This is a genomic window from Microbispora hainanensis, from assembly GCF_006874475.1.
GTDB lineage: Bacteria > Actinomycetota > Actinomycetes > Streptosporangiales > Streptosporangiaceae > Microbispora > Microbispora hainanensis.
On sequence record NZ_VIRM01000035.1, the window covers coordinates 51,518 to 64,649 of the forward strand.

Genomic DNA, 13,132 nt, shown 5'->3' on the forward strand with positions numbered 1-13,132 from the left:
TGCGCGCGCCCGGGCGGGGTAGGGTGATCGGGTGCTGGTCGCCGCTGCCGTCTGCCCGCATCCTCCGCTGCTCGTCCCGCAGGTCGCCGGGGCCGCCGCACCCGAACTCGACGATCTTCGCGCGGCCTGCGCCGCGGCGGTCGGCCCGCTTCTGGACGCGCGCGCCGGCGTGCTGGCCGTGGCCGGCGGCGCGGACGCCACCGCGTCCTTCCCCGGGGACGCCGCGGGGACGCTGCGCCCGTGGGGCCCCGACGTCCGGGTCGGTCCGGGCGATGCCGTCCTGCCCCTGTCGCTGACGATCGGCCGCTGGCTGCTGGAGCGGGCGCAGGCGTCGTCCGGAGGCGACCTGCCCGCGCTGCGGTTCGAGGCGGTCGGATTCGACGCCCCAACGGCCGGATGCGCCGCGCTGGGCCGCCGCCTGGCGGACTCGGCGGAGCGGGTGGCGCTGCTGGTGATGGGCGACGGCTCGGCCAGGCGCACCGAGAAGGCGCCGGGTTACATCCATCCCGGCGCCGTGCCGTACGACGAGACGATCGCCGGCGCGCTCGCCTCGGGCGACGCCGGCCGCCTGCTGGGCCTCGACCCCGGCGAGGCGCGGGAGCTGTGGGCGGCGGGCCGCGCGGCCCTCCAGGTCCTCGGCGGCGCGGCGCAGGCGGCGCCCCCGCCCGCCGCCTCCGAGCTGCTGTATGACGACGCGCCGTACGGCGTGGGCTACTTCGCCGCCCGCTGGGCCTGGTAGTCCGCCCGCTTCGGCACGGGGACGCGCATGAGGTCGCGCGCCGTCACGACGTCCCCCGCGTAGGACTCGCGCACCTCGTCGACGAAGCGCGGCTCGTCCGCGGTCGTGTAGCGCTCGGAGAAGTGGGTGAGCACCAGCCGCCGCACCCCGCAGGCCGCCGCGATCCGCCCCGCCTGGGCCGCCGTCAGGTGCCCGTACTGCGCGGCCAGCGCGCTCTCGTCCGACAGGAACGTCGACTCGATCACCAGCAGGTCGACGCCGTCGGCCAGGGCGAACGCGCCGTCGCATATCCGGGTGTCCATCACGAAGGCCGCGCTCTGGCCCGGTTTGGGGGCGCTGCACTCGTCCAGCGTGACGGTCGTGCCGTCCGGCAGCGTGAGCGAGCCGTGCCGCTGTAGCTCCCCGATCATCGGTCCGCGCACGCCCCGCCTGGCCAGTTCCCCGGGCAGCATGCGGCGTCCGCCCGGCTCGTCCACGCGATAGCCGTACGACTGGACGGGGTGCGACAGCGGCCGCGCGGTCAGCGTCACCGGTCCCGCCGGCCACCGGGCCACCTCGCCGGAGACCGGGCGCGGCGCGATCACGTCGGTGTCGGCGAAGGCCGCCGCGTTGCGCAGCCTGCGCCAGTAGCTCTCGCCGCTCGCGGGGTAGGCCGCCCGCACCTCGTGGGTCACCTTGTCCCTGGCGATCCGCTGGACCACGCCGGGCACCCCCAGGCAGTGGTCGCCGTGGAAGTGCGTGACGCAGATCCAGGTGATGTCGTGCGCGCTTACCCCGGCGTGCAGCATCTGCCGCTGGGTGCCCTCGCCGGGGTCGAACAGGAACCCCTCGCCGTCCCAGCGCAGCAGATAACCGTTGTGGTTGCGGTGACGGGTGGGCACCGCGCTGGAGGTGCCGAGGACGACCAGTTCACGAACGGACACACGGCGATGCTAGGACGTGTCCGGCACCCGCGGTGTTCCGGGCGGAGACATCGGTCGCACGCGGCCTTTTTGGGCGAATTGCCCCGCTCACCAATATTAGGGGCATTCATTCGCGACAATGGCCGGCGGCGCATTTGGAGTTCCCGGTAATCGGTGGAACCGCCGCGGGAATTCGTAAGCGGCGGGCAGACTGAGAAATCGGAAACGACTGGCCGCCGCACGGAAGATCACGACCTTGCCGGATTTCTCCCCAACCCCGAGGCACCGCCGCGACGGTCATCCCGTCCTCGCCGTGACGGGCGTCATCGGCGTGACCGCCGTCGCCGGGCTCGGCGTCGTTCTGGCCGTCCTGTCCGGTCAGGCCCCCGCGCCCCCGCCCGCCCGGCCGGTGGCCGTCGACCTGGGCGCCGCGGCCACGCCGGCACGTCCGGTGCCGGGATCGCCCGCCGCCGATCCCTTCTTCCCGCCGGAAACCGCCCCGCTCGGCCGTGCGTCCGAGCGGCCGGAAACGGAACCGGAACGCGCGACCGAGCATCGCGAGGAGACCGGAGAAGCGGTCACGCGAGACGGCGCGGAGAACAATTCGGGAAACGGCCCGGAAAAGGGACAGCCGGCGAAAGAACAACCGGTGCGAGAGCAGCGGGCGAGTCGACGCGGCGCACCACCACCCGGTCGAGAGATCGAATCGTCACGGTCGTCCCGGCGCCCCGCCCCGACGGCGGGCCCCTCCTCGTCGTCCCGCGGCGGCGGAGGCGACTCCACCGACGGCCGGCCCGGGACCGGGGAGGTCCGGCGGCCGCGCCCCGCCCGCATGGCTCCGCAGGACGCCCGGCAGCAGAGTGCACGCGGCTCCGCGAGCGACGCCCCGGCGGCCGAGACCACGAAAGCCGAGACCACCGCGTCCAAGAGCGCCGCGTCCAAGGACACGGACCCGTCCGGCGCGGCGAGCACCCGGGTCGAGGACCCCTGCCTGCAGTTCGACGACGAGCTGCGGCGCGCCTACTGCTACGAGGTCCTGCGCGCCCTCGGCCAGTGAACGCCAGCGCCCCGCCCGATGACCCGCTCAGCGGTGCGGCCGGTGACCCGGCCGTCGCCGGGCCTGGGGCGTCAGACGGCCGAGCAGGCGGACGGCTCGGCGGGCAGCGGAGCGGGACGCCCGATGGTGGGCATCCCCAGGTTGACCGCGCTGCCCCGCTGCGGGGCGGCCTGCCGGGTCTCCCAGGCGTCGCCCGCGCGGGTCCGCCGTACGGACAGGACCTTGTCGGCCACCAGGTGGTGCGGCGCGGCGTAGGTCACCTCCACCGTGACCATGTCGCCGGGGCGCGCGTCGGCGGCGGCCTCGCCGGCGAGGTGGACGAGGCGGTTGTCGGCCGCGCGGCCGGACAGGCGACGGGTTGCGTCGTCCTTGCGGCCCTCGCCCTCGGCGACCAGCACTTCCAGGGTGCGGCCGACCTGCTTCTTGTTCTCCTCCCAGGAGATCTCCTCCTGGAGGGCGACCAGGCGCTCGTAGCGCTCCTGGACCACGGCCTTGGGCACCTGGTCCTCCATGGTCGCGGCGGGGGTGCCGGGCCGGATGGAGTATTGGAACGTGAACGCGTTGGCGAAGCGCGACTGCCGTACGACGTCGAGGGTCTGCTGGAAGTCCTCCTCGGTCTCGCCGGGGAAGCCCACGATGATGTCGGTCGAGATCGCGGCGTCCGGCATCGCGGCCCGGACCCGCTCGATGATCCCAAGGTAGCGCTCGGACCGGTATGACCGGCGCATGGCCTTGAGGATGCGGTCGGAGCCGGACTGCAGCGGCATGTGCAGCTGGTGCATCACGTTCGGCGTCTCGGCCATGGCGGCGATCACGTCGTCGGTGAAGGCGGCCGGGTGGGGCGAGGTGAAGCGGACCCGCTCCAGGCCCTCGATGTCGCCGCAGGCCCGCAGCAGCTTGCCGAACGCCAGCCGGTCGCCGAACTCCACGCCGTAGGTGTTGACGTTCTGGCCCAGCAGCGTGATCTCCAGGACGCCCTGGTCGACGAGTGTGCGCACCTCGTTGAGGATGTCGCCGGGACGGCGGTCCTTCTCCTTGCCCCGCAGCGACGGCACGATGCAGAACGTGCAGGTGTTGTTGCACCCGACCGAGATCGCCACCCAGGCCGCGTAGGCCGACTCGCGGCGGCTCGGCAGCGTGGAGGGGAAGGTCTCCAGGGACTCCTTGATCTCGACCTGGGCCTCTTCGGCGATCCGGGCCCGCTCCAGCAGGACCGGCAGCGAGCCGATGTTGTGGGTGCCGAAGACCACGTCCACCCAGGGGGCCCGGCGGACGATCTCGCCCTGGTCCTTCTGCGCGAGGCACCCGCCGACCGCGATCTGCATGCCCTTGCGGGCCATCTTGATCGGTCTCAGGTGGCCCAGGTTGCCGTAGAGCCGGTTGTCGGCGTTCTCGCGTACGGCACAGGTGTTGAACACGACGACGTCCGGCGTGTCTCCTTCGGCCGCGCGGACGTATCCGGCGTCCTCCAGCAGCCCGGACAGCCGCTCCGAGTCGTGCACGTTCATCTGGCAGCCGTAGGTCCGCACCTCGTAGGTCCGGGCCTCGCCTTCGGCGCCCTGGGTCGTCGCAGTCTGTGTGGTCGCAGTCATCGCACTACAAGGGTAGGCGCTTCCCCGCCCCCGCCCGTACCGGAACGTCGCACACCCGGCCGCGACCGGGCGGCGATGGCGGACGGTTGCGTGACACGCCTCCGGAATGCCGGACGCGGACCGGATCGTGGAGGCGGGGCCGCTGTCATGACCCGGGCTCGCATCCGGCATTACCCAGGCTTGTGAAAACAGAAAGTTTCGTTTTATTGAGTCGTTCATGTCTATGTGGTGCCCTTGTGAGGGCACCAGACCAACGCTCCCCACCGATTGGCCCGAAACGATGTCGAACTGGAACCGATCATCCATTCTCGTCCGGAGGACGGTCGGTTACTCCATCGTCGCGGCGCTGGTCTGCACCGGGGTCAGCCTGCTCTTCCTCTTCGTCGTGGGCAGCAGGGACGCCGACGCGGCACGGGCCCGGGTCACCGGGGCGTGGGATCGAACGGTGCCCTTGATCAGGGAGGGATACCTCCCCTCCATGCTGCCGGCGGGCCAGGACATCGCGCTCCAGGTCCTGGACACGCAGGGACAGGTCGTCGCGTCCACGCCGCAACTCGCGCACAAGCCGCCAATGGCCACCTTCCACGCGCCCAGCGCGAGCGTGCACGCCGAACGGGTGCTGTGCCCTCCGGCCGGGCTGAAGGGCTGCATGACCGTCTTCTCGTACAAGGTCTATCAGCCGGACGGGCCGTGGCTCCTTTACGTGGCGGCGCCCACGGTCCCCTGGTTCGGGAACATGGCGGCGCTGTCCTTCGCGATCGGCATGTCCCTGGTCGCGACCGCGATGACGGCCGCCGGGACCTTCCATGTGGTCAAAAGGGACATGACCGCGGTGGACGCCATCCGCAGGGAGCTGGCGGAGATCACTGCCACCCATCTGCACCGCCGGGTCCCCGTGGGGTGCGACAACCAGGAAGAGATCAAGCTTCTGGCCGGAACGGTGAACGACACCCTCGACCGGCTCGAAGGCGCGTACAAGCAACTGCGGCAGTTCACCTCGGACGCCTCGCACGACCTGCGCAACCCCCTCACCGCCATGCGGACGCAGCTCGAAGAGGCCCTCATGCATCCGCACGACACCGACTGGCCGAGGACGGCCGGGGCGGTGCTCACCGGTGTGGACCGGCTCCAGGCGATCGTGACCGACCTGCTGACCCTGGCCAGGCTGGACGCCCGCGCCCCCCTCGACCTCAGTGCGACCGACCTCGGCCGCCTGGTCGGCGAGGAGCTCGACCGCCACGCCTACCGGATGGAGATCGTGCGGGATCTCCGGCTGAACGTGTTCGTCGACTGCGACCCGCTGCGGATCACCCGCCTCCTGGTGAACCTGCTCGACAACGCCGAACGGCACGCCACCTCACGGATCACCGTCATCGTGCGGGCCGACGGGCCGACGGCGACGATGGAGGTCATCGACGACGGCGCCGGGATCGCTCCGGAACACCGGGAACGGGTCTTCGACCGCTTCACCCGGCTGGACGCCTCACGCGACCGGGACTCCGGGGGGACCGGGCTGGGGCTGGCGATCGCACGGGAGATCGCGGAAGCACACCACGGCACGCTGACCATCCAGGACAGCGAAAGGGGAGCGCGGTTCGTCCTGCGCCTCCCCGTCCGCGAAGCGCCGCAGACCTCCGGCCGCAGCACGCACGGCGCCGGTCATGCCGGCCTTTTCAGTTTTCCGGTCATTCGCTGAGTTCCCGGCCATCCGACTGAGTTCCCGGCCATCCGACTGAGCTCCCGGCCATCCGACTGAGTTCCCGGTCATCCGATGAGCCGCTCCCGGTCCCGATGAGCCCCGTTCCGCCGCCGGCGCCGTGCGGACAAACCAGGACTGATGTCCTGAGCTGCCGGGATGTGATCTATTCGGTACCGCTCCGTTAGTGACGTGGCGAGGTTGACCCCCCTACGGTTTTGACCATGACGGAGATCAGTGGTTCCGACCCGCTTGTCAGGCTGGAGGGAGTCAACAAGCATTTCGGTCCCCTGCATGTGCTCAGGGACATCGACCTGAGCGTGGGCCGGGGCGAGGTGGTCGTCGTCATCGGCCCGTCCGGCAGCGGCAAGTCCACGCTGTGCCGGGTGATCAACCGGCTGGAGACGATCGACACCGGGACCATCGTCTTCGACGGGCGGGAACTGCCCGCGGAGGGCCGGGCCCTGGCCCGCCTGCGGTCCGAGGTCGGGATGGTGTTCCAGTCCTTCAACCTCTTCTCGCACAAGACGATCCTGGAGAACGTCACGCTCGGCCCAACCAGGGTGCGCAAGGTCGCCCGGCAGCAGGCCGAGCAGCGGGGCATGGAACTGCTCGAACGGGTCGGCATCGCCACGCAGGCGAGCAAGTATCCCGCCCAGCTTTCCGGCGGCCAGCAGCAGCGCGCGGCCATCGCCCGCGCGCTGGCGATGGACCCCAAGATGATCCTTTTCGACGAGCCCACTTCGGCCCTCGACCCCGAGATGGTCCAGGAGGTGCTCGACGTGATGACCGGCCTGGCCAAGGACGGCATGACGATGATGGTCGTGACCCACGAGATGGGTTTCGCCCGCCGGGCCGCCAATCGGATCGTGTTCATGGCCGACGGCCAGATCGTCGAGGAGGGGTCGCCCTCGGAGTTCTTCACCCAGCCGAGCACCGAGCGCGCCCGCGACTTCCTCTCCAAGATCCTCACTCATTAGATCCCAGCTCACGACAAGCTCCACAAGAAGCGAAAGGTGACGCGGATGCGATTCGGAGCCGGCCTGCTCGCGCTGGCCGCCCTGGCCACCGGCCTGACTGCCTGCGGCAACTCCGGTGCGGACTCGATCGTCGACAAGGCCAAGAACGACAAGAAGCTCGTGGTCGGCGTCAAGATCGACCAGCCGGGCTGGGGGCTGAAGAAGCCCGACGGCAGCTACGGCGGATTCGACGTCGAGGTGGCGAGGTACGTCGCCAAGGAACTCGGCGTGCCGGAGAGCGGAATCACGTTCAAGGAGGCCCAGTCGGCCAACCGCGAGCCGTTCATCCAGCAGGGCCAGGTGGACATGGTCGTCGCGACCTACTCCATCACCGACGAGCGCAAGCAGAAGATCTCCTTCGCCGGGCCCTACCTGGTCACCGGACAGGACATCCTCGTCCGCGCCGACGACACCTCGATCACCGGGGTCGACTCCCTCAAGGACAAGAAGGTCTGCGGCGCCCAGGGCTCGTCGTCGCCGAAGCGGCTCGCCGACAAGTTCGGGCCGGAGTGGGAGTCCAAGAACCTCACCCAGCAGCAGGGATACGGCGCCTGCCTGCCGCTGCTGGAGAACAACCAGGTCGACGCCATCTCCACGGACGCGACGATCCTCGCCGGGTTCGCCGCCCAGTTCCCCGGCAAGTTCAAGCTGATCGGCCAGCCGTTCAGCGAGGAGCGGTACGGCATCGGCATCAAGAAGGACGACAAGGCCGGCCGTGACGCGATCAACAACGCCATCGAGAAGTTCTTCAACGACGGCAGCTGGCGCAAGGCCCTCGACACCAACCTCGGCGAGTTCGGCAAGTACTTCACCACGCCGCCGTCCGTCGACCGCTACTAGGACGGCGCGAAAGCGGCACTGAGAGGAGGCCGGCGGTGGAGGCCGTCGTCGACGAGCTTCCCGTCATCCTCGGCGCGTTCTGGCTGACGGTGAAGCTCACGGTGGTCAGCGGGGTGATCTCGCTGGTCTGGGGGATCGTGCTGGCGGCCATGCGCGTCAGTCCGCTGCCGGTGCTGCGGGCGGCGGGCGCGGTGTACGTCAACGTGCTGCGCAACACGCCCCTCACGCTCATCATCGTGTTCTGCGGCCTCGGCCTGGGCACGGTGATGAGCGTCCAGTTCTCCCGGGACGACCTGTCGCTCAACAGCTTCTGGCTGTCGATCATCGGGTTGTCCGCCTACACCTCCGCCTTCGTGTGCGAGGTCGTGAGATCCGGGATCAACACCGTGCCGCTCGGGCAGGCGGAGGCGGCCCGGGCGATCGGGCTGACCTTCCTGCAGACGCTCCGCCTGGTGATCCTCCCCCAGGCGGTGCGCACGGTCATCGCGCCGCTCGGCAGCCTGCTGAACGCGCTGGTCAAGAACACGACGGTCGCGGCCGCGATCGGCGTCATGGAGGCGGCGCTGCGGATGAAGAACCTGTTCGACGCCCACGGAGACGCGATCATTCCCATCTTCCTCGGCTTCGCCGCCGGGTTCGTCGTGCTGACCCTCCCCTTGAACCTGCTGTCCGGCCGGCTGGCCCGGCGCCTGGCGGTGGTCCGATGACCGAGCGCGGCGCCACCGTCCTCTACGACCTCCCGGGCCCGCGCGCCCGCCTGCGCAACAACGTGCTGACCCTCGTGTTCGGCGTCGTACTGCTGCTGGTGGCGTACTTCGTCTGGACGAAGTTCGACGAGAAGGGCCAGTGGGACGGCAAGCTGTGGGAGCCGTTCCTGCGGGGCGAGACCTGGACAGAGCTGATCCTGCCCGGGCTGCTCAACACGCTGATCGCCGCCGCGCTCGCCGCGGTGCTCGCGCTGCTGTTCGGGGCCGTGTTCGGCATCGCCCGCCTGTCGGACCACCGCTGGGTGCGGATCCCGGCCGGGGTCGTCGTCGAGGCGTTCCGCGCGGTCCCGGTGCTCATGCTGATCTTCTTCGCCCAGTACGGCGGAAGCCTGGCCGGGCTGGTCGTGACCGAGTTCGCTGCCGTGGTCTTCGGTCTCACGGTCTACAACGGATCGGTCCTGGCCGAGATCGTGCGCGCCGGCATCCTCGCCGTGCCGCGCGGCCAGGCCGAGGCGGGATCCGCGATCGGCCTGCGCAAGAACCAGGTGATGCGGCTGATCCTCCTGCCGCAGGCGGTGACCGCGATGATGCCCGCGATCATCAGCCAGCTCGTGGTGCTGCTCAAGGACACCGCGCTCGGGTTCGTCGTGGCGTACGCCGACCTGCTGAACGCGGGCGCCCGCGTGGTGCCGGCCAACTACGCCAACCTGATCCCCTCGGTCATCGTGATCGCGACGGTCTACATCGTGATCAACCTGGCGCTGGGCTACCTCGCCACCTGGCTGGAACGGCGCAGCAGGCGCAGCCGCAAGGTCACGGCCGATCCGGCCGCCGCCGAGGCGGCCGCGGGCGGCGAGGTCGCGCTGATGCGCTGACCTGCCGAGCTACGGGGTAAAGGGAGCTTTGCCGTGTCGCTGCTGGCGAGGGGACGGGCGCGACCTCGATATTGAGCGCGTGTGGCGTGTCGTTGCCGTGGTCGGCGTCCTTGCGGCCGCGTTCCTGACCGGTGGGTGCGGGAACGCGGGCACGCTGGTGGTCGGCGTGCGCCCCGGGCAGCCGGGCCTGGTCACCCGGCTCCCCGACGGGCGCTACAGCGGCTTCGACATCGAGGTCGCGCAATACGTCGCCCGTGCGCTCGGATACCGCGACGACCAGGTCGTCTACACGCTCGACCCCACGCGGGCCGATCTCGTCGTCGGCGCCACCGGCCCGCCGGGCTCCCGGTATGTCGCCGGCCCCTACCTCGTCACCAGCACCGACATCCTCGTACGGGCCGGCGACCTGTCCGTCCGCCGTCCGCGCGACCTCGCCCGCAAACGCGTCTGCGCCACCCGGGAGTCCGCCGCGCCGCTCGTGAAGCGGTTCGGCACCCGCTGGCGGCAGGTCTTCCTCGCCGAGGCGAACCTGCCCGCGGCCTGCGCGCCGCTGCTGGCCTCCGGCAGGACCGACGCGATCGTGGCCGACGCCCCCGTGCTCGCCGGGCTGTCGGCGCAGTATCCCGGCAGGTTCCGCTTCAGCGGCAGGTCCCTGGCCACCGAGAAGTACGGCATCGCCGCCGAGACGCCCGCGCTGCGCGACCAGGTCGAGGAGGCGCTGCGCCGGATGTTCGACGACGGCACCTGGAAGCGGACGGTCATCGACCAGCTCGGCACGCTCGCCACCCGCTACACCACTCCCCCGTCCCTCGACTGATGCGTTGCCGCATTCACACCCCCGGAAGCGGGCTCGTCCGGCAGGATGCGGTCATGCCCCCCACGCCTGGCCCGAGGCCGTTCTCGCCACGGCCGTCGTCCATCTCCAACGCCGACGTCGCACGCGCCGGCCGTCGGCTCGGCTTCCCGACCGCGCTGGGCGGGGAGACGTGGTGGGAGGAGGACCGCCCCGCCGAGGGCGGCCGCCGCACCGTCGTCCACCGGGCCGCCGACGGCTCCCTCGCCGACCTGCTCCCCGCGCCCTGGGACGCCCGTACGCGCGTCCACGAGTACGGCGGCCGGTCCTACGCCGTCGTCCCCGGTCACGGCATCGTCTTCGCGCACCACGCCGACCAGAGGCTCTATCTCGCCGGGCCCCGCACGCGCGGCGAGCCGGGCGGCCCGGGAGCGGAGCGGCCCCGTCCGGTCACGCCGGAGCCCGACGAGCCGGGCACGCTGCGCTACGCCGACCTGCGGGTCCAGGACGGCGCGGGTGGTCCGCGGGTGTGGTGCGTCCGGGAACGCCACCACCACGACGCCAAGGTCACCCGCTCGATCGTGGCCGTGGATCCGACCGGGGCCGCCGAGGTCGCCGAGGTGGTCACCGGCAGCGACTTCTACGCCTCGCCCACGCCGTCCCCCGACGGCCGGCACCTCGCCTACATCTGCTGGAACCACCCGCACATGCCCTGGACCGGCACCGAGCTGCGGGTCACCCGGCTGTCCGACGGCGCCACGTGGACGGTGCTGGGCGGGACCGCCGAATCGGTCCTCGCGCCGGTGTGGTGCGACGAGCGGCGCCTGTACGCGGTCTCCGACCGGTCGGGCTGGTGGAACCTCTACCGGGCCGACATCACCGGATCGTCGTGCGAGCCCCTCTGCCCTGCCGAGGAGGAGTTCGCGGGCCCGCTGTGGCAGCTCGGCGGCCTGCCGTACGCCGTGCTGGGCGACGGACGGCTCGCCGTGCTGCACGGACGCGGCGACCTGCGCCTCGGCGTCCTCGACCCGGAAACGCGTACGCTCGCCGACCTCGACATCCCCTTCCAGGGGTGGGCGCCCGTGCTGCACGGGGACGGCGACGACGTGCTCGTCGGCCTCGGCTATCGGTCGGGCGCGCCACGCTCGGTCGTCCGGATCGGCACCGCCGGCGGCCCTGGTGACCTGACCGCTCGCGCCGAGGAACTGCGCCGGGAGATCGACGACGTCCCCGCCGATGTCCTCCCGGAGCCCCGTGCCGTGGAGTTCCGGGTGGCGCCCGGCGTCCGCGTCCACGCGTACCTGTATCCGCCGGAACAGCCGGACGAGGGCGGCGCGCCCTACGTCGTATTCGTGCACGGCGGGCCCACCGGGCACGCGACGAGCGAGCTCAGCCTGGACAAGGCGTTCTTCACCACCCGCGGCATCGGCGTGCTCGACGTCAACTACGGCGGATCCAGCGGGTACGGCCGGGCCTACCGGGATCGCCTGCGCGGCCGATGGGGCGTGACCGACGTGGAGGACGTGATCGCCGCGGCCAAGTGGCTGGTCGCCGAGGGCCTCGCCGACCCCGCCCGGATCGCCGTACGCGGCGCGAGCGCGGGCGGGTGGACGGTCATGGCCGCCTGCGGCGCGTCGGACGTCTTCGCGGGCGGCGTCTCGGTGGCGGGCGTCAGCGCGCTCGGGCCGCTCGTCGCGGCCACCCACGACTTCGAGTCGCGCTATGTGGAGTGGCTGGTCGGGCCCGAGGACCGGTATGGCGAGCGAGAGCCGCTGGCCCGGGCCGGCCAGGTGAACTGCCCCATGCTGCTCATGCAGGGCCTCGCCGACCCGGTGGTGCCGCCGGCCCAGTCGCGGGCGTTCGCCGAGCGCCTGCTGGCGCGCGGCGTGCCCTGCACCTATCTGACGTTCGAGGGCGAGGCCCACGGGTTCCGGCGGCTGGAGACCAAGGCGGCGGCGCTCGCCGCCGAGCTGTCGTTCTACCTGCAGATCTTCCGCTGAGCCTTCCGCCGAGCGGGGCCGGTCACCCGTCCATCCCGGCGAGAAGCGTGCGCATCCGGTCGATCTCGATGCGCTGGTCCGCGTCGACATGGGTGACGAACTGGTTGATCTCCGACTCCTCTCCTCCCCCGTCGCCGAAGAGCCGCTCCACCATGGTCAGCGCTCCCAGGTGGTGCTGGATCATGTCCTCGTAGAAGAGCCGGTCGAACCGCGCACCCTTGGCCTGCTCCAGTTCGGCGAACTGCGCCTCGCTGAGCATGCCGGGCATGAGCTCTCCACCGCCGTGGTCGTGCCCTCCGCCGGAGCCCACGCTCGGCACCTGCTGGAGCCGTGCCCTGAGCCAGCGCACCATCTGGTCGATCTCGTCCTGCTGGGAGATCTCGATCCGCTTGGCGAAACGCGGGAGGTCGCCGCTCTCGCTGCGCCCGGCGACGAGCGCGGTCATGCGCAGAGCCTGCGAGTGATGCCGGATCATCCCCTGCATGAACCGCACGTCGGCGTCGGTGTACTCCTTGCCGTCGGAGCTCGGCAGCTCACCGGCCGGCAGAACCTTGCTGCCCTGTCCCGGCGCGCCCGGCTGCACGACGTTCACCGCGGCGGGCGGGGCGGCGGTCTCGGCCGTACAGGCGCTGATCGCGGCGGCGGCCACCGCGAGCGCGAGAAGCTGCCGCAACGAGGGGGAGGAGATCATGGCCTGCGCTCGCTTCGTCGGCGGTTGGGGGACACCGGCCAAACCGGAGGATGTGAAGGGGTATAGCACATTCAGCCCATATTCAGTTACTGTCCCCCAAACGCCGCGTAGATCTTTTGGGTCGGGCCGGGCCCCGAGATCTGTCGCACGTCGCAATGGGTCACGCCGGCAAGATCAGAAAAGGAGGGGTGCGGCCCTTGAGAATCAGCCGTGCGGCAGCA

Annotated in this window: 12 protein-coding genes; 9 read left to right on the top strand and 3 right to left on the bottom strand. The window is 71.2% G+C overall.

Translation table 11 applies throughout. The features are described 5' to 3' along the window. Nucleotides 1-31 precede the first annotated feature (31 nt). Nucleotides 32-739: a class III extradiol dioxygenase subunit B-like domain-containing protein gene (locus FLX08_RS25675; protein WP_142622179.1), complete on the top strand. Its 708-nt coding sequence runs from the start codon at nt 32-34 to the stop codon at nt 737-739. On the opposite strand, the gene FLX08_RS25680 is transcribed toward FLX08_RS25675, so the two are convergent. Continuing rightward, entirely contained in the window at nt 712-1,662 is a 951-nt protein-coding gene (locus FLX08_RS25680; protein WP_142622181.1) for a ribonuclease Z, read from the bottom strand. The two genes, FLX08_RS25675 and FLX08_RS25680, sit on opposite strands and share 28 nt — an antisense overlap. Nucleotides 1,663-1,954: 292 nt before the next feature. Between FLX08_RS25680 and FLX08_RS25685 the strand changes: the two genes are divergently transcribed. Continuing rightward, nucleotides 1,955-2,698: a hypothetical protein gene (locus tag FLX08_RS25685; RefSeq protein WP_142622183.1), complete on the top strand. Its 744-nt coding sequence runs from the start codon at nt 1,955-1,957 to the stop codon at nt 2,696-2,698. A gap of 71 nt (nt 2,699-2,769) precedes the next feature. Here FLX08_RS25685 and miaB read toward each other — a convergent pair whose 3' ends face one another. Further along, the gene (miaB, locus tag FLX08_RS25690; RefSeq protein WP_142622185.1) at nt 2,770-4,290 is read right to left on the bottom strand and encodes a tRNA (N6-isopentenyl adenosine(37)-C2)-methylthiotransferase MiaB; all 1,521 of its coding nucleotides are present in this window, start codon (nt 4,288-4,290) and stop codon (nt 2,770-2,772) included. A gap of 280 nt (nt 4,291-4,570) precedes the next feature. Between miaB and FLX08_RS25695 the strand changes: the two genes are divergently transcribed. From FLX08_RS25695 to FLX08_RS25725, 7 genes are all read left to right on the top strand, one after another. After that, on the top strand, nt 4,571-5,986 hold the full coding sequence (locus tag FLX08_RS25695; protein WP_142622187.1) for a sensor histidine kinase: 1,416 nt from the start codon (nt 4,571-4,573) through the stop codon (nt 5,984-5,986). A gap of 224 nt (nt 5,987-6,210) precedes the next feature. Next, nucleotides 6,211-6,966: an amino acid ABC transporter ATP-binding protein gene (locus FLX08_RS25700; protein WP_142622189.1), complete on the top strand. Its 756-nt coding sequence runs from the start codon at nt 6,211-6,213 to the stop codon at nt 6,964-6,966. 45 nt (nt 6,967-7,011) lie between these two features. Further along, on the top strand, nt 7,012-7,845 hold the full coding sequence (locus tag FLX08_RS25705) for a glutamate ABC transporter substrate-binding protein (protein ID WP_142622191.1): 834 nt from the start codon (nt 7,012-7,014) through the stop codon (nt 7,843-7,845). 35 nt (nt 7,846-7,880) lie between these two features. Continuing rightward, nucleotides 7,881-8,552 (top strand): amino acid ABC transporter permease, encoded by a 672-nt coding sequence (locus FLX08_RS25710; RefSeq protein ID WP_142622193.1) that lies wholly within the window; start codon nt 7,881-7,883, stop codon nt 8,550-8,552. Continuing rightward, complete coding sequence (locus tag FLX08_RS25715; protein ID WP_142622195.1) at nt 8,549-9,427, top strand: amino acid ABC transporter permease; 879 nt, start codon at nt 8,549-8,551, stop codon at nt 9,425-9,427. Before FLX08_RS25710 ends, FLX08_RS25715 begins: the two co-directional genes overlap by 4 nt. A 79-nt stretch (nt 9,428-9,506) precedes the next feature. Continuing rightward, nucleotides 9,507-10,244 (top strand): transporter substrate-binding domain-containing protein, encoded by a 738-nt coding sequence (locus FLX08_RS25720; RefSeq protein WP_167530566.1) that lies wholly within the window; start codon nt 9,507-9,509, stop codon nt 10,242-10,244. A 53-nt stretch (nt 10,245-10,297) separates the two neighbouring features. Further along, a complete protein-coding gene (locus FLX08_RS25725; protein ID WP_142622199.1) occupies nt 10,298-12,220 on the top strand; it encodes a S9 family peptidase in 1,923 nt (640 codons plus the stop codon). Between the two features lie 22 nt (nt 12,221-12,242). Here FLX08_RS25725 and FLX08_RS25730 read toward each other — a convergent pair whose 3' ends face one another. After that, entirely contained in the window at nt 12,243-12,911 is a 669-nt protein-coding gene (locus FLX08_RS25730; RefSeq protein ID WP_142622201.1) for a DUF305 domain-containing protein, read from the bottom strand. Nucleotides 12,912-13,132: the final 221 nt, after the last annotated feature.

What these genes read in the sequence shown, in the direction of transcription:
- FLX08_RS25725 (WP_142622199.1), top strand. Translation starts at nt 10,298, where the DNA reads ATGCCCCCCACGCCTGGCCCGAGGCCGTTCTCGCCACGGCCGTCGTCC.
- FLX08_RS25695 (WP_142622187.1), top strand. Translation starts at nt 4,571, where the DNA reads ATGTCGAACTGGAACCGATCATCCATTCTCGTCCGGAGGACGGTCGGT.
- FLX08_RS25705 (WP_142622191.1), top strand. Translation starts at nt 7,012, where the DNA reads ATGCGATTCGGAGCCGGCCTGCTCGCGCTGGCCGCCCTGGCCACCGGC.
- FLX08_RS25730 (WP_142622201.1), bottom strand. Translation starts at nt 12,911, where the DNA reads ATGATCTCCTCCCCCTCGTTGCGGCAGCTTCTCGCGCTCGCGGTGGCC.
- miaB (WP_142622185.1), bottom strand. Translation starts at nt 4,290, where the DNA reads ATGACTGCGACCACACAGACTGCGACGACCCAGGGCGCCGAAGGCGAG.
- FLX08_RS25700 (WP_142622189.1), top strand. Translation starts at nt 6,211, where the DNA reads ATGACGGAGATCAGTGGTTCCGACCCGCTTGTCAGGCTGGAGGGAGTC.
- FLX08_RS25715 (WP_142622195.1), top strand. Translation starts at nt 8,549, where the DNA reads ATGACCGAGCGCGGCGCCACCGTCCTCTACGACCTCCCGGGCCCGCGC.